Source organism: Pseudanabaena yagii GIHE-NHR1 (assembly GCF_012863495.1).
Classification (GTDB): Bacteria; Cyanobacteriota; Cyanobacteriia; order Pseudanabaenales; family Pseudanabaenaceae; genus Pseudanabaena; species Pseudanabaena yagii.
Genome location: NZ_JAAVJL010000001.1, coordinates 909,897 through 929,733, shown reverse-complemented (window position 1 = coordinate 929,733; position 19,837 = coordinate 909,897). Strand labels below are relative to the sequence as shown.

Annotated in this window: 17 protein-coding genes; 6 read left to right on the top strand and 11 right to left on the bottom strand. The window is 41.3% G+C overall.

The genetic code is table 11. The features are described from left to right. Window positions 1-20: 20 nt before the first annotated feature. The 5 genes from HC246_RS04430 to HC246_RS04410 all read right to left on the bottom strand — a co-directional run bounded on the left by HC246_RS04430 (window position 21) and on the right by HC246_RS04410 (window position 9,098). Window positions 21-4,217, bottom strand: coding sequence for a P-loop NTPase fold protein (locus HC246_RS04430; protein ID WP_169362340.1), 4,197 nt, complete (start codon window positions 4,215-4,217; stop codon window positions 21-23). A gap of 348 nt (window positions 4,218-4,565) precedes the next feature. Continuing rightward, a complete protein-coding gene (locus tag HC246_RS26685; RefSeq protein ID WP_169362339.1) occupies window positions 4,566-5,630 on the bottom strand; it encodes a response regulator in 1,065 nt (354 codons plus the stop codon). A 46-nt stretch (window positions 5,631-5,676) separates the two neighbouring features. Continuing rightward, window positions 5,677-6,579, bottom strand: coding sequence for a GGDEF domain-containing response regulator (locus tag HC246_RS04420; protein WP_169362338.1), 903 nt, complete (start codon window positions 6,577-6,579; stop codon window positions 5,677-5,679). Between the two features lie 3 nt (window positions 6,580-6,582). Next, a complete protein-coding gene (locus tag HC246_RS04415; protein ID WP_169362337.1) occupies window positions 6,583-6,996 on the bottom strand; it encodes a response regulator in 414 nt (137 codons plus the stop codon). 2 nt (window positions 6,997-6,998) lie between these two features. Beyond that, window positions 6,999-9,098: a histidine kinase dimerization/phosphoacceptor domain -containing protein gene (locus tag HC246_RS04410; RefSeq protein ID WP_169362336.1), complete on the bottom strand. Its 2,100-nt coding sequence runs from the start codon at window positions 9,096-9,098 to the stop codon at window positions 6,999-7,001. Window positions 9,099-9,523: 425 nt separating this feature from the next. Between HC246_RS04410 and HC246_RS04405 the strand changes: the two genes are divergently transcribed. The 3 genes from HC246_RS04405 to HC246_RS04395 all read left to right on the top strand — a co-directional run bounded on the left by HC246_RS04405 (window position 9,524) and on the right by HC246_RS04395 (window position 12,437). Continuing rightward, window positions 9,524-10,276: a cobalt-precorrin-6A reductase gene (locus HC246_RS04405; RefSeq protein WP_169362335.1), complete on the top strand. Its 753-nt coding sequence runs from the start codon at window positions 9,524-9,526 to the stop codon at window positions 10,274-10,276. Between the two features lie 131 nt (window positions 10,277-10,407). Further along, on the top strand, window positions 10,408-11,064 hold the full coding sequence (locus HC246_RS04400) for a response regulator (protein WP_169362334.1): 657 nt from the start codon (window positions 10,408-10,410) through the stop codon (window positions 11,062-11,064). 53 nt (window positions 11,065-11,117) lie between these two features. Beyond that, window positions 11,118-12,437: a sensor histidine kinase gene (locus HC246_RS04395; RefSeq protein WP_169362333.1), complete on the top strand. Its 1,320-nt coding sequence runs from the start codon at window positions 11,118-11,120 to the stop codon at window positions 12,435-12,437. 92 nt (window positions 12,438-12,529) lie between these two features. Here the strand turns inward: HC246_RS04395 and HC246_RS04390 are convergent, their stop codons facing one another. From HC246_RS04390 to HC246_RS04370, 5 genes are all read right to left on the bottom strand, one after another. Further along, complete coding sequence (locus HC246_RS04390) at window positions 12,530-12,745, bottom strand: hypothetical protein (RefSeq protein WP_169362332.1); 216 nt, start codon at window positions 12,743-12,745, stop codon at window positions 12,530-12,532. Window positions 12,746-12,933: 188 nt separating this feature from the next. Then, the gene (locus HC246_RS04385) at window positions 12,934-13,833 is read right to left on the bottom strand and encodes a WD40 repeat domain-containing protein (protein ID WP_169362331.1); all 900 of its coding nucleotides are present in this window, start codon (window positions 13,831-13,833) and stop codon (window positions 12,934-12,936) included. 50 nt (window positions 13,834-13,883) lie between these two features. After that, window positions 13,884-14,267 (bottom strand): type II toxin-antitoxin system VapC family toxin, encoded by a 384-nt coding sequence (locus HC246_RS04380; RefSeq protein ID WP_169362330.1) that lies wholly within the window; start codon window positions 14,265-14,267, stop codon window positions 13,884-13,886. Between the two features lie 5 nt (window positions 14,268-14,272). After that, window positions 14,273-14,557, bottom strand: coding sequence for a type II toxin-antitoxin system VapB family antitoxin (vapB, locus tag HC246_RS04375; RefSeq protein ID WP_169362329.1), 285 nt, complete (start codon window positions 14,555-14,557; stop codon window positions 14,273-14,275). A gap of 48 nt (window positions 14,558-14,605) precedes the next feature. Further along, the gene (locus tag HC246_RS04370) at window positions 14,606-15,013 is read right to left on the bottom strand and encodes a ChuX/HutX family heme-like substrate-binding protein (RefSeq protein WP_169362328.1); all 408 of its coding nucleotides are present in this window, start codon (window positions 15,011-15,013) and stop codon (window positions 14,606-14,608) included. A 208-nt stretch (window positions 15,014-15,221) separates the two neighbouring features. Here HC246_RS04370 and cysK point away from each other — a divergent pair, with 208 nt between their 5' ends. After that, window positions 15,222-16,175, top strand: a complete 954-nt coding sequence (gene cysK, locus HC246_RS04365; RefSeq protein WP_169362327.1) for a cysteine synthase A — start codon at window positions 15,222-15,224, stop codon at window positions 16,173-16,175. A 78-nt stretch (window positions 16,176-16,253) separates the two neighbouring features. Here the strand turns inward: cysK and rpiA are convergent, their stop codons facing one another. Continuing rightward, window positions 16,254-16,967 carry a ribose-5-phosphate isomerase RpiA gene (rpiA, locus tag HC246_RS04360; RefSeq protein WP_211167626.1) on the bottom strand — a complete coding sequence of 238 codons (714 nt, stop codon included), beginning with the start codon at window positions 16,965-16,967 and terminating at the stop codon, window positions 16,254-16,256. A gap of 299 nt (window positions 16,968-17,266) precedes the next feature. Between rpiA and HC246_RS04355 the strand changes: the two genes are divergently transcribed. Together HC246_RS04355 and HC246_RS04350 are read left to right on the top strand one after the other, a co-directional pair. Continuing rightward, window positions 17,267-18,379 (top strand): BLUF domain-containing protein, encoded by a 1,113-nt coding sequence (locus HC246_RS04355; RefSeq protein ID WP_169362326.1) that lies wholly within the window; start codon window positions 17,267-17,269, stop codon window positions 18,377-18,379. Between the two features lie 353 nt (window positions 18,380-18,732). Next, entirely contained in the window at window positions 18,733-19,803 is a 1,071-nt protein-coding gene (locus HC246_RS04350) for a BLUF domain-containing protein (RefSeq protein ID WP_169362325.1), read from the top strand. Window positions 19,804-19,837: the final 34 nt, after the last annotated feature.

Here is a 19,837-nt window from a genome sequence, read left to right as displayed (position 1 = left end):
AAAGCTTAGTTTTTTGCTAATCAGACCTTTGACTCGAAATCATCGGGATCGTAGCCGATATCACCGACAAAGCAGAAGGAGAGCATGAGGTTAAAAATTTCGCGATCAACTTTGATTTTGGTGGGGTGAGCTTGATCAGGTTCAAGCATTCGTTTAATGTCGTTGGTAAATTTGCGCCATTCTCTCTGGGCATAGCGATCTCTTTCTTTCGCTGTGGGCTTGATGGGTTCGAGTAGTTCTTCTAGGTAAATTTCAAGGGGAGATTCTTCTGAAATCATTTCTTCAAAAAGTAAGTCAATTGAAATCATTTCTTCAAAAAGTAAGTCAATTTCTTCAAATAGGTTTCGCATATAGGTGGGGTAGCGTCCTGAAAGCGCCAGAAATGACATAACGATGCGCTTGTCTTGATCTGTGGGGGCTTTTGCTCCTTTTTGACTGCGCGTTGACCAGATAATTTGCAAGATCTTGTAGATGTTGATCAGTCGTTTGGCGGTGCGGGGTGTGATGTCAACATGTTTGCAGCAGTTGACTAACAGTTGAAATTCTGATTCTTCAAATTCGATGGTTTGGGCGATGGTTTCGAGGAATGTAGTCTCATCTGTGAAAGTTGGGGCTTGTGGGGTTTGAATGGTCGATGCTTGAGTGGTTTGAGTGGGGATGGATTGTGGATTTTCTAAGGATTCTGGGGTGTCGATCGCAGATGCTTCAGGTTCCATAACTTCGGAAGTTTGAACACTTAGATCTGATAAAGGTGCGATCGCTTCTTGTGTTTCTTCCTGTGGTTTTATTTTTGTGGGGATGTCGTCTTTTTCAACAGGTGTTGATGGGGCTTGGGGCTTGGCTATTTTGGTTTGGGCGCGAAGGTAACTGTCAATCTGTGAGGATGAAATGGGGCGCATTCTGTAGGGAATCTGGATGATTTTTTCGAGATAGTCAAGTCCAGAGGGTTTGCCGCCACGCTTGAGAACGCCTTCGTAGACTTGTTCTAAGGCACGGGCGATATAGCGATCATCGATGCCTAACACGACAATGAATAATTTTGTGTTGAGCAGGAGTTGGACTGATTCTAGGACTTCGACAACGCGATCGGGTGGACAACGATCTAGGTCATCGATGTAGAGAACGACTCGCGCGGGACCTCTTGGGAAGAATTTTTTTAATTCTTCGCGGTTATGTTGCCAATCGGTAAGGCGATCGGAGAGGGCGGCGAGATCTTGCTTGACCTGTTGCATTAGTCCTAGTCGTTTGCCATAGTCGTCAACTTGGAGCCGATCGCTTACAAAGTCCATGAGTGAAGCATAGTTGGCGGTGAGTCCTACGCGCTGTTTTTGTTCTGCGACTTGGAGCTTGAGTTGGGCAACTTCTTTGACAAGGCTTTCAGAATCGCTTTGCTTTTGTTTTAGTAAGAACTCGCGATCGCTTTGAATTTTTGCTTGTTCTTTTTGGACGGAGTTGAGGTAATTGTTGAGGGTTTTGAGGATTGGGATGAGGGTGGTGACGGCTGCGACGATCGCTGTGATTATTTGTACACCTGATGGAATTTGAGTGCGGATTGATTCAATCCATTGAGGGAAATTGGCGAACCAGTCACGAATTATGTGGCTAAGTTCGGTGAAGTTGTTTTTGGCTTCAGTGGGAATTATGCGATCGAATAGGCTTGCTAAACCAGTTTGTTCTAACAGGTTTTGAGTTGCGGTGAAGATTGCGGTGCGGGTTGCGGGATCTAGGGTGAGGACGATCAAGAGAGTCATTAAGAACAGGGCAATTAAGCCTTGCCAACTGGTGACGACTTTCTTTATTAAAGCGATCGTTTCGTTGGTGGTTTTACCTGCTTCGGCTAATTTTTCAATTTCATTTTTGTATTTTTCAATTTCTTCTTTAGAAAATAGGAGTCGAGCAATCGCTTTGACAATGGGTGTCCAGAGTGCTGTCGCCTTGCGGTGGTTGAGTTGTTGTTTTACTTCTGCTTCGGCGCTTTTGAGTTGGCGTTGCAGTTCTTGTTCTTTTTTCTGGAGTTCCTGCTCTTGCTGTTTTAAACGCTGTTGTTCTTCCTGTTTACTTTTATCGAGGGTATTCCACAAGTAGTTAGAATTTGAGGTGGGGTCTTTCCAGTCTTTAAATTTTTTGAGGCGATCGTTGGATTCAATAAAAGCCCTGCGTTCTTCGTCATTTGTCAGGTAAAGCACTCGCCAAAAATCGCCTCCATTTAGCAGAGTTTGCTCAAACTTTTTCTGTTGGTATGGATCGGTTTCAGGGTCAGGATTTGTTGCAGGTTTAGGATTTTTACTTTGTTTGACTATTTCTAAATTCTTTTTGCTATCTTTTAAACGCTTAGGGAAGCTATCGAGGAGTAGAAATAACAAATGTTCTATGACGGACTCAATCCTCTCATTCCAAGAATCATAGGACTTTTTTAAGTTGTTGGGAGAGTAGTAGGCTCTAAACTGTTTACTCAGCCATATGATAAATGGGGATGGGGGATTGCCAATTTTTGATGCGAGATGGAACAGGTCAACAAACAAAGCGTAAATCAGAAAAAGAATGATTAAAACAAATGTAATGATATGCAGAATAAATTGAACGAGCCAGAAGTTTAGAATTTGTTGGCTGAATATTGCAAGGGCTGTTTGGGATCGTTCTATGCTCGTCTGAATAGTTTTATTTATCTTCTTGAAGGGATTATAGATAAGGCGATCTATATTGCGAGTTGGTGAAGATTTTTCTAAAGAGCTAGATTCTGGTTTCTCTTTTTTATTCTCTTGATACGCTGTAGAGGAACTTAGGAAAATACCAATCTGCCGTTCCAACGTGATTTGACGGTTTAATTCATAGAAAATCTCCTGCATCAGGCTTGCCCAAAGGTCTGACTTGGCATAAGTCCAAGCATTGAAGCTAATTTGATAGATGTGACCCACATAGGGAGACATAATCTGCGTGTCGTCGGGAAAATTTGTATCGCCCCAAGCTTGTAGCCTAGTGAGTTTTTGTTTGCGAATTGCCTCAATCCTTTGCTGAATTAGATACATTCCAAAGGACTTACCACTGCCCCAACTGCCCAAGATTCCCACAGCCATAGGCGGTTGGAGACTGCGGAGCATCAACACCGTTGCCATAGCCTCGATTTCATCCTGAACGTTGAGACAATCCTCACCCTGCGCCGAATCATTAGCAACACCCTGCGGAATCTCGATCTGTCTGCTGCGATCTGCCAAGTTAAGTAGAGGATTACCATCTAGAGTCCACAGGCGAATCGTCTTGTCATTACTGCCTGAAATGATCGTCTTGCCATCAGGACTAAAAGCAACTGAACTAACCCTATCCTCATGCCCTCGGAAAGTATTGTGGATTTTGCCATTCAAATCCCACAAATGCAGTGTCTCGTCATTACTGCCTGAAATGATCGTCTTGCCATCAGGGCTAAAGGCAACTGAATTGACGGTAGACTCATGCCCTCGGAAAATGTTGTGGGTTTTGCCATTCAAATCCCACAACCGTAGTGTCTTGTCATTACTGCCTGAAACGATCATCTTGCCATCAGGGCTAAAGGCAACTGAATTGACGGTAGACTCATGCCCTCGGAAAATGTTGTGGTTACCATTCAAATCCCACAACCTCAGCGTCTTATCAATACTGCCAGAAACAATCTTTTTGCCGTCGGGGCTAAATGCGACTGAATAGACCGCCTGTTCATGTCCTTGAAAAGAATTGTGGTTGCCCTCTAAATCCCACAACAGCAGTGTATTGGCAATACTGCCAGAAACAATCTTTTTGCCATCAGGGCTGAAGGCAACAGAATTGACATAATTCTCTTCTTGTCTTATAAAAAATTTTTCGTCTTGGCTGCCTTGCAAATCCCACAACCGTAACGTCTGGTCATAACTGCCTGAAACAATTTTCTTGCCATCAGGGCTAAAAGCCAATGAACTGACCCTAGACTCATGCCCTTGAAATGGTTTCCTGATGGGTTTGCCAGAAGTGGCATTAAATAGTTGCAAAGTGCCATTTTTCAGCCCTGCAATTATCTTGCGCCCATCGTCGGGAGAGAATGCGACTGATAACACCTCGCTCTCAAGGCGAGCAAAAATCACGGGGTTAGCAATATCCTCGGCTACCGAGTCAGATTCATCAGGAGCTTCTTCTTCAAAATACATCTCCTGCACCTCCTGTTGCATCTGCTGCTGCATTGGTTGCACTTCTGACAAAAATTCAGCATCCATGAAATTCTATTGCGGCGAAGCCAGATTAATAATTTACAACAACAAACCCGTCGTCTAGGTTTCGATTATCTAAGCCCCCTAAATCCCCCAATTCTGGGGGACTTTGAAAGCCCTTTATTTTCTTGTTCCCCCAGAATTGGGGGCTAGGGGGCGATTAATCTTCATAAATTGTCCCTGCGTTACGAGTTTAGGGCAAAGCATTCTCAAATTCAAACAATCTCAAAATTTATGTATTTCCGTGGGAATGCAATGCCCCTACAGTTTTAATCTATAGACGCGAATAAATAATAATAAATATGCGCGATCGCCTTGCCAATTCGTGATGATGGATATAGGCGATCACCCTAACTAAAACCTTCTTTGATAATTGAGTTCAGAGAAAGAAACAACTACCCTCGTACCTGACTCACGGAATAGCTGCACATCACCTTCGAGCTGCTCAGTCAGCAGACAAACTAACTGCCAGCCCAAACTCTCAGTTTGACGAAAATCAACCCCCTCAGGAAACCCTACCCCATCATCAGCCACCATGAGAATAATTTGGTCTTTTTCATCATGACTGAGACTAACAAAAAGCTCACCAGAGCGATTTTCAGGGAAAGCATGTTCTAAAGCATTAGAAACAAGTTCATTGATAATCAGTCCACAGGGAGTAGCCGTTTCAATATTTAAGAAAATCGAAGTCACTTCACAGCGTAACTGCACTCGATCATGGCTAAGGCTAAAGGTTGCAAAAATCTGATGAACGAGACTATGGAGGTATTCACCAAAATCAATTTTGACTAAATCAGGGGAACGGTAGAGCTTTTCATGGATGAGGGCAATACTATTGATGCGCTTTTTACTATCTTCGAGGATGCTGAGGAGTTTGGGGTCTTGAACTGACTCACCTTGCCAATTGAGGAGACTGATAACAATCATGAGATTGTTTTTGACGCGATGATGGATTTCCTTAAGTAAGATTTCTTTCTCATGGAGCGCATTTTGGAGTGAGGCTGTCTGAGCAGAAACTTCCTTTTCGAGACTAAAGGTTAATTTTCTTAACTGTAAATGGGTTCTAATTCTGGCGATGACTTCACGATATTGAAAAGGCTTCGTAATATAGTCTATAGCTCCTAGTTCAAAGCCCTTCATCTTACTATCCAAATCAGTTAAAGCGGTCATAAAGATGATAGGGATTTGGCAAGTTCGAGAATCAATTTTGAGCTTTTGACAGACCGTAAAACCGTCCATATTTGGCATCTGGATATCCAGCAAAATCAGGTCTGGTAAGATCTGTTCCATTTGCTTTAATGCACGTTCCCCACTAGTAGCGATTGCCACATCATAACCTTCTGCATTCAGTGTTTCCGAAAGAACAGCTAAATTGCTAGGTATATCATCTACTATGAGAATAAGTTCAGGTGCATTCACTAATTTAGTACCTATTTTAAAACCTGTCCGTTAGCATAATTTGATCTTAATCGATTAGTTCGAGAGCAACAAGTACGCGATTCCGCCCTTCCATCTTGGCTCGATAAAGAGCATCATCAGCAGATTTGAGCAAAGCCGTTTCTGTGCGAGCGTGCTTTGGGAAAGTGGCTACCCCAATCGATACAGTGATTTGCCCTAAGTGGCGATCTTGATAAATGGGATCGAGGGCTTGACATTCTGCGCGGACATGATTTGCAATCACTTCTGCTTGAATCTCGTCGCAGTTAGGAATGAGAATGAGCATCTCTTCGCCACCATAGCGACAGACGATATCAGAGGCACGTACTAATCTTTTTAGTAGTGCTCCTACTTCTCTAAGGACATAATCCCCTGCATCATGTCCGAACGTATCATTAAAGCGTTTGAAGAAGTCAATATCAAGCATCAGTAAACTAAGGCAACTAGATTGGCGCTCAGCTTTGAGGCGCTCTTGATATAAAGCCTCTTGGAAATAATGCCGATTATAGAGAGTGGTAAGTGCGTCTCTTGTACTTTGATACTCCAGTGCTTTGTACTTCTGAGCCTTGTGCAAAGCTAGCTTAATCGAAGCATGAAGTTCCCTATCATTGAAAGGTTTGAGAATGTAACCATAGGCTCCAGATTTTTCGGCGCGATCTAGTGTGGCATCATCGGCATAGGCGGTGATGTAGATAACAGGAATACCAAATTTTTCATTGATAACTTGGGTCGTATCAATGCCATCACGATCGCCTTTAATGACTATATCCATGAGGACTAAATCAGGAGGATTCTTATCAATCACATCTAAGGCAGCCTGACCCGACGAAACTATCGCTACAATCTGATACCCAATTCCCTTGAGTTTTTGGGATAAATCCCGAGCAATGAGTAACTCATCTTCGACAATGAGGATTTTCTCATTCGTCATAACTCAAAATCTCCTCTGTGATTGATACTTGGATAGCTGGTATTCTTGGGACTTTTTCAGGGCGAGGTCGATGGAATCACGAAGGGCTATTTCATCGACGGGCTTCAAGATATAGCCATAGGCTCCAGTCTGTTTGACGCGATCTATGGTGGCATCATCAGCATAGGCAGTAACGTAAATAATGGGAATGTGAAATTTTTCCTCGATCACTTTGGCTGTGTCAATGCCATCATGGTTGCCTTTGATCACAATGTCCATCAGAATTAAATCGGGAGGATTATCAGCGATCGCATTAAGTGCCGACTGACCCGAAGAAACGATATCAACGACTTGATAGCCCATATTTTCTAGTTTTTTGGACAAGTCTCTAGCGATAAGAAACTCATCTTCTACAATTAAAATTTTTTGCTCACTCATGACTAAAACCTCCATTGATAATTGAGTTCAGAGAAAGAAACAACTACCCTTGTACCTGACTCACGGAATAGCTGCACATCACCTTCGAGCTGCTCAGTCAGTAGACAAACTAACTGCCAGCCCAAACTCTCAGTTTGGCGAAAATCAACCCCCTTAGGAAATCCTACCCCATCATCAGCCACCATGAGAATAATTTGATCTTTTTCATCATGGCTGAGACTAACAAAAAGCTCACCAGAGCGATGCTCAGGGAAAGCATGTTCTAAAGCATTAGAAACAAGTTCATTGATAATTAGCCCGCAGGGAGTAGCCGTTTCAATATTTAAGAAAATCGAAGCGACTTCACAACGTAGTCGCACCCGATCGTTACTAAGGCTAAAGGTTGCAAAAATCTGCTGAACGAGACTATGGAGATATTCACCAAAATCAATTTTAGCTAAATCAGGGGAACGGTAGAGCTTTTCATGGATGAGAGCAATACTGTTGATGCGCTTTTTGCTATCTTCGAGGATGCTGAGGAGTTTGGGGTCTTGAACTGATTCACCTTGCCAATTGAGGAGACTGCCAACGATCATGAGATTATTTTTGACGCGATGGTGGACTTCTTTAAGCAAAATTTCTTTTTTGCGCTCTGCCATTGTCCGCGCAGATTCTGCGATATTGCGTTGTCGCTCTAATCGATATCCTTCTATCAAGTTGCTACAGGTAACTAAAAATGGCTGAAGATATTCTATTAATTCTTGGTCATATCCATTAGGGCGATTGGCAATGCCCACCATGCCAATTAATTGGGAACCTTTATAAAAGGGTAATCCTAAGAAAGCGTTAAGCGGAGGATGTCCATCGGGAACCCCACCACGCCGAGGGTCGGTGCTGGGGTTATTGGCAATTACAGGCTGCCCTGTCATAATTGTGGCTCCAAACAGGGTTTGCATATTGGTAAATTCCATGCCAATTTTATAGTTTTCCTCATAAAATTTTTGGGTGGTATCATCCCAAGAAATGTTAGTAATACCGTGGGTTTTGAGATAGGGGACACCTCGGATTTTCATTAAGCTGTCCTCCATAAAGGCGCTACCGTCTTGACGAAAGAGAACTTCGCCGATTAAGCCATATTCGCTATTAGTTAAATCCAATAAACTGCTCAATAGATCTTCAAAGATAGTCAAGCGATTAGCCGCAGTAATAAATTGAGACTGTGCTTTACTAATACAGGAAAGTAGGTCGTTGCTTCTTTTTAAGGAAACTTCTGCGATGATGCGATCCGTGAGGTTTCTTACAATTATGGATATACCGATTGCCTTTCCTCGCTGGTCTTTTAAAGGAGATAAGGTCAGAGAAACATCTATTTCTGTAGCATTTTTATGGATTAAGACAGTGTTGAGGTTTTCTAAGCCTTCCCCCTGTTTAATTTGTGCTAATAGTTGAGAATGCTCACTTCGCTCTAGTGTAAAGAGTATAGAAATATTTTTTGTGATCGCTTCATCTTGGGTATAGCCAAATAGCTTTTCGGCAGCAGGATTCCAACTGTTGATGACACCTTCTAGGGTCATGGTGATAATCGCATCACTCGAACATTCGACTACAGCAGTGAGCAATTGCGAATTTTCCTGCTTGATTCTTAGCTCTAATTGGCTAATGACGAGATTACTGAGGGATTCTAGATGCTTTATCTGTGTTGGAGAAAGGGTTTTGGGTTCTAGATCAATGGTGCATAGAGTTCCTAAAACAAATCCATCGGATGTAATGAGGGGTGCGCCTGCGTAAAAGCGTATTTTCGGTTCTTGAAGTACTAATGGATTATCAGCAAAGCGTGTATCTTGAGTTGCATCTTCAACAATTAACATTTTTGAACTGGCGACTACATGACCGCAAAAGGAAATATCGCGTGAAGTCTCTTCCGCATCAATACCTACCTTTGCCTTAAACCACTGGCGATCGCGATCGACTAGAGAAATTAAGGCAATTGGTGTTTCACAAATTAAGGATGCTAGTTGAGTTAATTCGTCAAATTCGCGTTCGGGTAGAGTATCTAAAACTTTGTAGCGTCTTAGTGCTTTTAGGCGTTCGACTTCATTATCTAAAATTTCTGGCTTCTGCATAGCATCGTAGTTGTAATGATTGTTTTAATGATTAGAGATTGTGATGGCGAAGTGACAAGGCTGAAAGTCTAAATATCAAATTTGTCTGATTATCTAATACAGCCTGTTAAAGGTTGAATTAGTACAGAGAAATTTTTGAAAGCGCGGCTTAGCTGCGCTTTCAAAAATTTCTCTAGGTTTTGCTGTATCTACACTAAACTGGGAAAGGCTATATATGGGTTTGTGGAAGCGCACCCCTTCGGGGTGCGCTTCCACAAACCATTTAGGGTTGCTATAGTACATTGCTATTAATTAAAAAACTGCTCACAATTCCCATTTTGGTGAAGTATTGTCTGGTATCCCGTCCATTTTGGCAGGAAGATAAAAACCTACTTTAACAGACTGGCAAATGCTAGAGCATAGAGCTATATATTTCCAATGCTAATATGAGAAAAGTCCTAATTTTAGGTGGCACGGGTGATGCCGTAAAGCTGGCTACCAAACTGGAAAGTATTCCCAAAATAGAAGTGATTAGCTCCCTCGCGGGACGTACCAAAAAGCCTTCTGCTTTAGTTGGACAGGTTCGTATTGGTGGGTTTGGTGGTGCAGAAGGATTGGCGAATTACTTACGAGAGAATGCTATTGATTTTCTCATCGATGCTACCCATCCCTGTGCGGGACAAATTACGATAAACGGTGCGATCGCTTCTCAGATTGCCCAAATTCCTCACCTCATGCTCGTGCGTCCTCAATGGGAAAAGATATCTGGTGATCATTGGATTGAAGTAGAATCTGTGGAAGCCGCCGCTCAGGTAATTCCTGCATCTGTACATCGCGTATTTATTACATCGGGTAGACAACAACTAGAGCCATTTTTGCAGCGATCACAAATTTATCCAGATACTTGGTATTTGATGCGTTCCATCGATCCACCTGATATTGAACTTCCCAATAGTCAAGTTTTGCTGGATCGGGGGCCCTTTAGTTTAGAACAAGAACGAGCATTATTACGTGAATATCAGATTGAGGCGATCGTGAGTAAAAATAGCGGTGGTAAGGCAACCTACGCCAAGATTATTGCCGCAAGGGAATTAGGAATTCCGATTGTGATGGTGCAACGTCCTGAGATGCCTGAAGGTGAGAAGGTGACAAGTATTGAAGAAGCAATATTATGGTTGAGTTCTCAATTGGCTAAGTAACTGGCAACCCCTATGGCACAAGCTGCGCTTGCGCTATAGGGGTCTGTTTATGCCCATGCGATTAGATTTTTGCTATGGGCGATCGCTAAGCGGTATATTAGGCAACAAAGCCAGCTCAAAAATTATTTGTCTTGCAAAATTCATCACAGTTACAAATTTTAATTGTTGACGATCATCGCTTGCTGCTGAATGGCACGATCGCTTTGGTGCGCGATCGCTTTGCCGATGCTGAAATTAGATCTGCTCAAACTGTGCAAGAGGCAAAGCAAAAGGTAGAGGAATGTTTGCCAGATCTGGTAATCGCTGATCTATCAATCCCAGAAACATCGGGGACAGATGCCCATGTTGAACATGGCTTAGCGATGTTGAGAGGATGGATGGCTGAATATCCCTATTTGAATTTGATGGTGCAAAGTAGCAATATTAAGGCGTTGATTCGGCTCGTGCCTGAAATTGAAGCGCATCAGGGCGGCTTTACCCTTGCGGACAAAAGTTTATCGATTGATGTGTTATTGACGCGGATTGAGTGGGCAATACAAGGCTTGACCCATACTAAGGATCTGAAAATGGGCTTGGAAATCAAACCTGAATGGATTGAGGTATTAACATTAGCTTTTCAAGAAGGGCTTCAGGACAAGGCGATCGCCCAAGCGATGCACAAATCTGAGCGAATGATTCGGCACTACTGGTCTAAGATCCAAGATGCGTTGGAAATATATCCTGAAGATGGTAAAAATATTCGAGCCTTAACGCAAATTCGCGCCCGTGAAAAAGGGCTACTTGATTGATGAAATTGTAGACAACGCAAGCCTGAAGTTTCTAGAAAAAGTCGGAAAACTACATGTTTAATGTTTTAGATTCCCAAAATAGCCTAAAACGTCGGGTAGCGCTCGCGATTTTAACTTTGACTACGATTGGAGCTACCATTGCCTCAATTCTCCATCGTCTTCAGCCCGCACCGCATCTGATTGATCTGTTTGCGTCAGTATTTTTAGCGATCGCTTCTCTGAGTTTGTTGGTCTATCTATATTTCAATCCAGCGAGTTTAAGACTGGTAGTACGAATTGCTTTATTTGTGACAGTATTTTTTTTAGTATTGCCGAGTTGGCTATTTACATTCCAAGCCTTTAGTTCACCGCATTTTTCCCTCGCAGGCAGTTTACCTCCGATTACTTCAGCACTATTTCTGTTAACCATGATAATGCTGATTTTTTTGCGCCCACAGCGCTTACTATATACGGCGATCGCTGCTTGGGTTGCGATCGCTGCGCCGATCTTAATTTATCTAATTCTGCATCCTGTGGAAATGTTGACGGCACGAGGAATGGATTTGTTAATTTCCCTTGGACCTGCAATGGGAGTGCAGATAGTGTTGATTTTCTTTTATAACCGTCTCCAAAATATTATCGATCGCCTCTATGCGGAGCGGCTTCAGTACTACAGCCAAATTATCGAGCGACAGTCAATTCGGCAACAGGCGATCGAGCAAGCTTTTACGCAAATTCATAATGGACCTTTGCAAACTCTAGCTGTATTACTACGAGAAGTTCAAAAAGAGCAAACAATTCCTAATTCAGAACTATTGCAACGCTTAACGGAGCTAAATACAGAAATTCGTTCTGTTGGACAAAATCTCAGAACCGATGAAGACCCCGCTCAGCCCTTAGCGACTTCCTTTAGTTTAGAACCTACAATATCTGAATCAGTTCTCCGCCTCGGTGAAGGAACTTGTGTTAATCTCACATCACCACTACATCAGTTATTCCATGAGGTTTATGTGCTGACCCTCAAGCGCAATTTGCCCTACTTCCAAACCATTCAAATAAAGGTGCGAAACTTTGCTCCCATTGATAATTTTCCCTTCACATTAGAACTCAAGCGCGATCTTTGTTTATGGTTAGAGGAGGCTTTGTGTAATGTTGGCAAACATGCGGAGGGGGTAACGCGCATTGTCGTCACAGGTGAACAGCTTAATAGTTGCTACATTCTTAAGGTCGAAGATAATGGTATTGGTTTAAAGACTGCTGAAGAGAATTTAAAAGACCAGCAGGGTACGCAACTTGGTTATGCTCTTGCGGAAAAACTGGGTGGTAGATTTCAGCGATCGCCTTTGCCTAAGGGTGGAGTACGTTGTGAACTTTGTTGGTCAATTAAACGCTAAATAGACTGTCTGAAAAATATCCTCGGCATTTGTTGAGCGTTAATCTCCCCACGATCTAATACGCTGAGATGGTCGGTATCGAGTATGTACATCTATTTTTTGCGGGACTTTGTTGATGTCTTACGCAATGACTCACGATATTTTTTGCCTAGTTGCATAGCTTTGTCATAGTCTGGGATATCAGCAAATGTTCCTGTGATTTGCTCCCACCAAGGTTTTACTGTAGTAGTTGAATTTTCCACCTTGTTTTTAATCAAGTTGATTTCAGCTTCTAGGATTGCGACTCTTTCTTCTAGGGTTATTGACATTAGGGTTAGAACTCACTCATAATGATTATAACAATTGAGTCACTTTGTTAATACAGACTGATCGCCCCATCATCACACAAAATCACGATCTCCACTCCACAAAAGTTAAATAGCGATCACATCCTTAACACGATAAACATTACGATCTCTTTATTTCAAAAAACTAAATTTTTGTTTGTATTTCTAGATTAGTTATTTTCACTTTTATATAAAATTGTTGTGCTTGGAGAGTTAGCTCGCCTAAAGTGATATTCCTTGCTAGTAGAGATAATTATTTGATCGTCAAGACCAAAAGCTAATTTTGAAATACTAACAGGATGTCCTTTAAGTATTTGCTCTAATCTAGGCGTTCCGTTAACTATATTCCAAAGCCCAATAGTCTTATTAGAGTTTCCGCTTAGTAGAAAACTTTTATTTTCGCTAATAGCAACAACTGAAATAATATAGTGGAAATTATCACTAGTATACAATTTCTTATCTTCAAATCTAAAAATATGAAGTTTTTTACCTTGATGATAAGCTACTAATTGTATATCTTGACTAGTACAAGCACAATTAAACGATTGAACTGAATGAATAGACTGATTAGAGGTAAGATCAAATATATTTAAATCACTTAAACTATAACTTCCAGCAGAGTCTAAAAATTCTTTTGCATATCCTATAAATACCTTAGAATCTGGACTGATTTTTCCATATAGATAGTCAGCATAATCAACCTCTATAGATCCTAACAAATCAGAATAACTAAGTAAATCATCTTGTTGTATCCAAATTTTAAATCCATAAAAAGGAGATTCAGTTTTACCTGTAATTAAGTATTTCTTGTCTAAACTAAGAATGCTTTCTTGACTGAGTATACTAGTATAGCCATCGGCACTATTAAAAGTTTGTTTGTTAAAACCAATACTTATTAAAAATTCTTCGTTAACTTTATCGAATATATTTCCGCTATCAAGATTAACAGCAATATAATTATTGATAGGCATATGTGAATCTTCTTGAAGAATGGCAATCTTCTTGTCAGGAGTAAGTGAATGAAAACACCATCCATTAAAAGTTTGAATTAGCTGAAAATTATAGTTCATATTCTAAATTAAAGGCTTAGAGCTTTGATCATGTCATCTCTACACTTCACTTATTCCCAGAGTCTCTTAACTGGATAAGCATCAAGTTTTTTGTCTGCACTAACTAGAGTCAGCGATCGCCGCATTGCCTGAGCAACAATCATCCGATCAAAGGGATCTTTATGTTCCTTTAAGATAGGTAAGTCAATATAGGTAAGGCTATCGTCAAATTCAATTAGCAACTCTTGAATATTCAGAGCATTCATATTCTCTTTGATTGCTTCAAAAGATGTCAGGATATTTAATTTGCCAATATTAATTTTGATTGCTATCTCCCAAATAGAAACAGAACTAACAAATACAAGCTCAGTCTCTTCAATTTTTTGCTTTACGCTTACGGGCAAACGTGAGTCATTATTGAGAAACCAAAGTAGAGTATGCGTATCTAAAAGCATAGGAATTAATCCATATACTCGCGCATTTCTGCCAATGGCTCATCAAAGTCATCTGACATTGCGATCAGCCCCACCATTGTTCCAGCTTGTCTATACTTTTTCTTGGATATGTCATCACTTGCGAGCGCAACACCAGATGATTTTTCAGTTCCCTTATTCAATATATATTCCGCATAATGCAGAACCTCGACCTTGAGAGCATCTGGCATTTTCGCAAGGATTTTTAGCACCTCATCATCTAAGGAAATATTGGTGCTAGATTCTTGATCTTTAGTAATAGTTTGTTGCATTGACTTTCGCTCTAGCGTAGTTGCAGACAGCAATATTAAAATTATGACCTATACGCTCTCAACAGGTTCTGGCTTCCAAGTTTCGCTGTACTTGTCTTTGAGAGCAGCCCATGCTTCGACTTGACCTTCGGCATATTCCCCCGGTTTACCCCATTGTAGGAAAGCACTCATTTGGGGCTTATCATCGGCATCGAGAAAACGGATCGCGTAGGTGGTGAAATTACCGCGTTTGGCTTCGGCGGTTTCAAAGCGGACATCGGTGATTTTGTCCATATTGAGGTGAAACTCGATATGTTCGGAGTGCATATTCGCATACTTGCCCTTGGGGAGTTCCGCGTAAAAAAGTTTCTCGATATTTACCCTTGCTTCTAGCACACCCGCATCACTGGTGACGATTAGACGCACTAAGCCGAGAGTGTGACATTCTTCTAAAAAATCTTTTAAAGTAGCAGCCATAGTTTAGTTAATTAATAAGTTTGTGATGATGTTGTGAAATTTTTTTGCGATCGCAATATCCCTATTAAACTCGAAAAGAGTTAGTGTGTGTAGCTTTTGGGGCATAAAAGTAGCGATCGCCTGATTTGGCTACAAGCTCCAAATCCCTCAAAAATGCTCTAAAGTTGACTACAGACTCATTTACCAGCACTCATTTAAGCTTTTACCTATGAAAATTGCTAATAATATTACCGAATTAGTCGGACGTACCCCCTTAGTTGAATTGCAACGCATTCCCAAGGCTGAAGGCTGTGTGGGAAGAATTATCGTCAAACTTGAAAGCATGAATCCTGCTGCTTCCGTTAAGGATCGCATCGGTGTCAACATGATTCAAGAAGCGGAGGAGCAGGGCTTAATCTCCCCAAGTAAAACTATCCTAGTCGAGCCAACTTCAGGCAATACAGGTATCGCTCTAGCAATGGTAGCAGCAGCCAAGGGATATCGCTTAATTCTGACCATGCCAGAAACCATGAGTTTAGAACGTCGATCAATGTTACGAGCCTATGGAGCCGAACTCGAATTGACTCCCGGTAGTGAAGGTATGGGGGGCGCAATCCGTCGGGCTAAGGAAATTTCAGAAACTACGCCCAATGCCTATATGTTGCAACAGTTCCGTAATCCTTCCAATCCTTCCATTCATCGCAAAACTACTGCCGAAGAGATTTGGGAAGATACTGATGGACAGATTGACTTCTTGATTTCGGGGGTTGGTACTGGTGGCACACTTACAGGCGTTGCGGAAGTAATTAAATCCCGCAAGCCATCATTTAAAGCGATCGCAGTCGAGCCAGCGAATAGCCCCGTATTGTCGGGTGGTCGCCCTGGCCCTCACAAAATTCAAGGTATCGGTGCGGGGTTTGTGCCTGAAGTTTTGAAAACAGAATTGATTGATGAAATTATCCCCGTTGATGACACTCAAGCGATCGCTTTTGGACGCAGACTAGCCCGTGAAGAAGGCTTGCTTTCAGGGATTTCCAGTGGGGCAGCTCTCTATGCAGCAATTCAAATTGCTAAGCGTCCTGAGAATGAAGGCAAAATTATTGTGATGATCCAGCCTAGCTTTGGCGAACGTTACTTAAGTACACCACTATTCCAAGATCCTGAACTGCTAGCACTTAGCTAGAAGTAAGGATGGGCGGCGCTTCGCGTCGCCCATCCTTAACCAAATATTTAGTTAGGCAAAATGGAAGCTTCTATCAAACTAAGAAATTTCACGAATTTGAGGCTTGCCGTCTTTAAATTCGCCAACAAGAATTAGATCGGTAACGCCAACAAAGAGACCATTTTCAACGACACCAGGGATATTATTTAAGGTCTTTTCCAGTTCTGCCGCATCAGCGATCGCATCAAAGGTGACATCTAAAACCATATTGCCTTGATCCGTAATTACGGGACCATCTTTTTTTACACCCATTCTCAGTTCAGGCTTACCACCCAGCTTTTCTACAGCTCTAGTTACAGGCGCAACAGCCATAGGCAAAACTTCGATGGGCACAGCAAAGGTAGAACCTAGCTTATCAACTAATTTCGATTCATCGACTACAACGATAAATAGGCTTGCGAGGGAATCAACTACCTTTTCGCGAGTATGGGCTGCGCCACCACCCTTAATCAAGGTCTTATGAGGATCAACCTCATCAGCGCCATCGATCGCTACATCTACGCGATCGACATCATCAAGGCTACGGATGGGAATACCATATTTTTTTCCTAATACGGATGCTTGGAATGAGGTGGGGATGCCAACGATGTCGGTTAGCTCTCCTGCGCTAATGCGTCTACCTAACTCCTCGATTGCAAAGGCAGTAGTTGATCCAGTACCTAAACCTACGACCATACCTGACTGCACTCGTTGCGCCGCCGCAATTCCAACTTCTTGTTTTAACTTTTTAATATCTTCAGCAGAAATACTCATTTATAAACTTTAAAGCAGCACTTTTAATCCTATCGCACCAAGCGAAACAAGAAGACACAACTTGATAAGGAGGTCGTTATATCGCGCTTCCTTCCTGAACTTGGGATTTAGTGCTATATGATGCAAATAGTCGAAATCTATACATTTAAGGCATATTTAAGCCAATTACGCCTTATTGCTGATTACCCTTGGGGTATTAATTGAGCTAAAAGATAGTTAGGGAAGCTTCATTTTACAAAAAATCACTGGGACATTCTGACAGTGATTGATCATTTTTTTAATTAAAATATTGCAATTCTATGAAAAGGCTAACCTATATTAGTAATTTCTCACGCTCATTAACCAGAAAGGAAATAGAAAATATTGAAATTGTTTCACAAACAAATAATGTTAGGGATGGGATTACAGGTGTTTTACTGAGTTGTAGTGGTATTTTTTTTCAGATTTTGGAAGGGGACGATCATCGAGTAGATCTACTGTATGAAAAAATTTTAAAAGATGATCGTCACCATCAGGTTTTATGTCTGAAGTCTGAAGTGAATATCACTGAGAGATTCTTTCCCGAATGGTCGATGAAAGCAATTTTAATAGATGAAAACAACGAGTTTTTATTAAAGCCAATTAAAATATTGCTGCAAAGCTTGGGAGAGTCAAAAATGGCTTTGGCGAACTACACTCATTCAGGGATTTTACAAGCCATCGAAAATGGAGTTAATCCGCTTACCCTGACTCCACGCTATACCGAAAAGATTATTTTCTTTGCGGATATTATGGGCTTTGCCAGTATGACTGAGAAATTGCAAGTGACCGAAGTTGCGGAGTTACTCAATCAATTTTTTACAATTTGCACGTCAGAAATCGCAGCTAAAGGCGGTGAAGTTACGAAGTTTATCGGCGATTGCGTGATGGCATATTTCGATGGTGATCGCGCCAATGAAGCTTTACAAGCAAGTCTGGACATTCTTTCAGAGTTAGAGATTTTACGCGATCGCTCCCCTGTTAATAGTCCGTTGCGAGTTCTCTATGTGGGGATTGGTCTATCTAAAGGAACAGTTTTAGAAGGAAATATAGGTTCTCAAACCAAAAAAGAGTATGCAATCATCGGTGATGCTGTTAATGTTGCGGCAAGAATCGAATCGCTAACTAGAAAGTTAAATAGATTTTTAGTGTTTTCGGCAGCCGTAAGAGAGGGACTTAGCGATCGCTGGAAATTGTTAAAAATGGGTGATTTCTATGCTAAAGGAAGAGAAGCGATCGTGGAGGTATACTCGATTGACGATCCCTTGGCATCTCAAAAATCAGATTTTCACCATCTCAAACAAGAGATTAATGAGCAGCTTGAACTCATAGGGAAGCAAACCCTAGTATCTTACAAACAACGCAAAACACTATTTAAGCTGTACGATCGCTAGACATAAAGCCCAGAAGATAAAGGTTTATTGCCTCACCAAAGGCGGGAAACAAATCCATACCACTAGACTGGGAAACGCTATATACGCTCAGAAGCGTTACTATAGAAGATGTGAAGAAACATACGCCGTATTGCTTATAACCCTTCTTTCCTTATTTGCGTTACAAGTAGTAAAGAAGCTTAGGCTTTTTCGCTTTTACAGCAATTTTTGATCCAATTAACCACAATAGGTTTTTTGAAGGTATTGGCAACTCATACTTGTATCTATTGCTTTGGGCTTGAGTGCCAAGCGCTACAACTAATCGCTAATATGTCTCAGATCGGATTCTTTCGTGTAAATCAATTCTCAATTTTATGAAAAGGCTAACTTATATTAGTAGCTTCTCGCGATCACTTACCAAAAAAGAAATAGAGAGCATTGGTAGTATTTCGCAGACGAATAATTCTCGTGAAGGAATTACAGGGGTTTTACTGAGTTGCAATGGGATTTTCTTTCAGATTTTAGAAGGGGAAGAAGATAGGATTGATCGTCTCTACGAAAAGATCTTGAAAGACGATCGCCACAATCAAATTTTATGTCTCAAAACAGAGCTAAATATTACTGATCGTCGCTTTCCTGAATGGTCGATGGAAGTAATTTCGCTTGATGAAAATAATGATATTTTGATGCAACCAATCAAGATTTTATTGCAAACTTTAGGCGAATCTCAAACGATTTTAGCCAGCTATACGCAGTCAGGAGTGCTACAGGCGATCGAGCATGGCATTAATCCCCTGACACTGAAGCCTCAATATACCGAAAAAATAGTTCTATTTAGTGATGTAATTTCCTTCTCTAGTATTACTGAAAAATTACAGGTTGCAGAAGTAGTAGATTTGCTCAATCACTTTTTTACCATTTGTACAAATGCAATTACCGCAAGAGGAGGAGAAGTCACGAAATTTATTGGTGATTGTGTGATGGCTTATTTTAATGGTGATCGCGCCGATGCCGCCTTGCAAGCAAGCCTTGATATTCTGGCAGAACTAGAGGTTTTACGCAATCAAGCTCCTGCAAACAGTCCATTGCGTGTGCTTTATATTGGCATTGGTTTATCGAAAGGGATTGTTTTAGAAGGAAATATCGGTTCGCAAACTAAGAAAGAATATACAGTAATTGGCGATGCGGTAAATGTTGCCGCTAGAATAGAATCTCTGACTAGACAGCTCAATCGATTTCTCGTGTTTTCAGCCTCCGTACGCGCAGGATTAAGCGATCGCTGGAAGCCTGTAAGACTTGGTGATTTCCATACTAAAGGTAGAGAAAGTATTGTAGAAGTGTACTCCGTTGACGATGTGTTAACCTTCCAAAAATCAGACTTTCATAAACTTAAGCAGGAAATTAAGCAACATTTGGAACTAATTACTTGTCAATCAATTAGGTAGTTAGGCATAAGTGAAACCTAAAGCCAAAATTGCT

Excerpts from the sequence above, each read along its gene's own strand:
- HC246_RS04430 (WP_169362340.1), bottom strand. The coding sequence starts at position 4,217 with ATGGATGCTGAATTTTTGTCAGAAGTGCAACCAATGCAGCAGCAGATG.
- HC246_RS04420 (WP_169362338.1), bottom strand. The coding sequence starts at position 6,579 with ATGACGAATGAGAAAATCCTCATTGTCGAAGATGAGTTACTCATTGCT.
- HC246_RS04415 (WP_169362337.1), bottom strand. The coding sequence starts at position 6,996 with ATGAGTGAGCAAAAAATTTTAATTGTAGAAGATGAGTTTCTTATCGCT.
- HC246_RS04410 (WP_169362336.1), bottom strand. The coding sequence starts at position 9,098 with ATGCAGAAGCCAGAAATTTTAGATAATGAAGTCGAACGCCTAAAAGCA.
- HC246_RS04405 (WP_169362335.1), top strand. The coding sequence starts at position 9,524 with ATGAGAAAAGTCCTAATTTTAGGTGGCACGGGTGATGCCGTAAAGCTG.
- HC246_RS04395 (WP_169362333.1), top strand. The coding sequence starts at position 11,118 with ATGTTTAATGTTTTAGATTCCCAAAATAGCCTAAAACGTCGGGTAGCG.
- HC246_RS04390 (WP_169362332.1), bottom strand. The coding sequence starts at position 12,745 with ATGTCAATAACCCTAGAAGAAAGAGTCGCAATCCTAGAAGCTGAAATC.
- HC246_RS04385 (WP_169362331.1), bottom strand. The coding sequence starts at position 13,833 with ATGAACTATAATTTTCAGCTAATTCAAACTTTTAATGGATGGTGTTTT.
- HC246_RS04380 (WP_169362330.1), bottom strand. The coding sequence starts at position 14,267 with ATGCTTTTAGATACGCATACTCTACTTTGGTTTCTCAATAATGACTCA.
- vapB (WP_169362329.1), bottom strand. The coding sequence starts at position 14,557 with ATGCAACAAACTATTACTAAAGATCAAGAATCTAGCACCAATATTTCC.
- HC246_RS04370 (WP_169362328.1), bottom strand. The coding sequence starts at position 15,013 with ATGGCTGCTACTTTAAAAGATTTTTTAGAAGAATGTCACACTCTCGGC.
- cysK (WP_169362327.1), top strand. The coding sequence starts at position 15,222 with ATGAAAATTGCTAATAATATTACCGAATTAGTCGGACGTACCCCCTTA.
- rpiA (WP_211167626.1), bottom strand. The coding sequence starts at position 16,967 with ATGAGTATTTCTGCTGAAGATATTAAAAAGTTAAAACAAGAAGTTGGA.
- HC246_RS04355 (WP_169362326.1), top strand. The coding sequence starts at position 17,267 with ATGAAAAGGCTAACCTATATTAGTAATTTCTCACGCTCATTAACCAGA.
- HC246_RS04350 (WP_169362325.1), top strand. The coding sequence starts at position 18,733 with ATGAAAAGGCTAACTTATATTAGTAGCTTCTCGCGATCACTTACCAAA.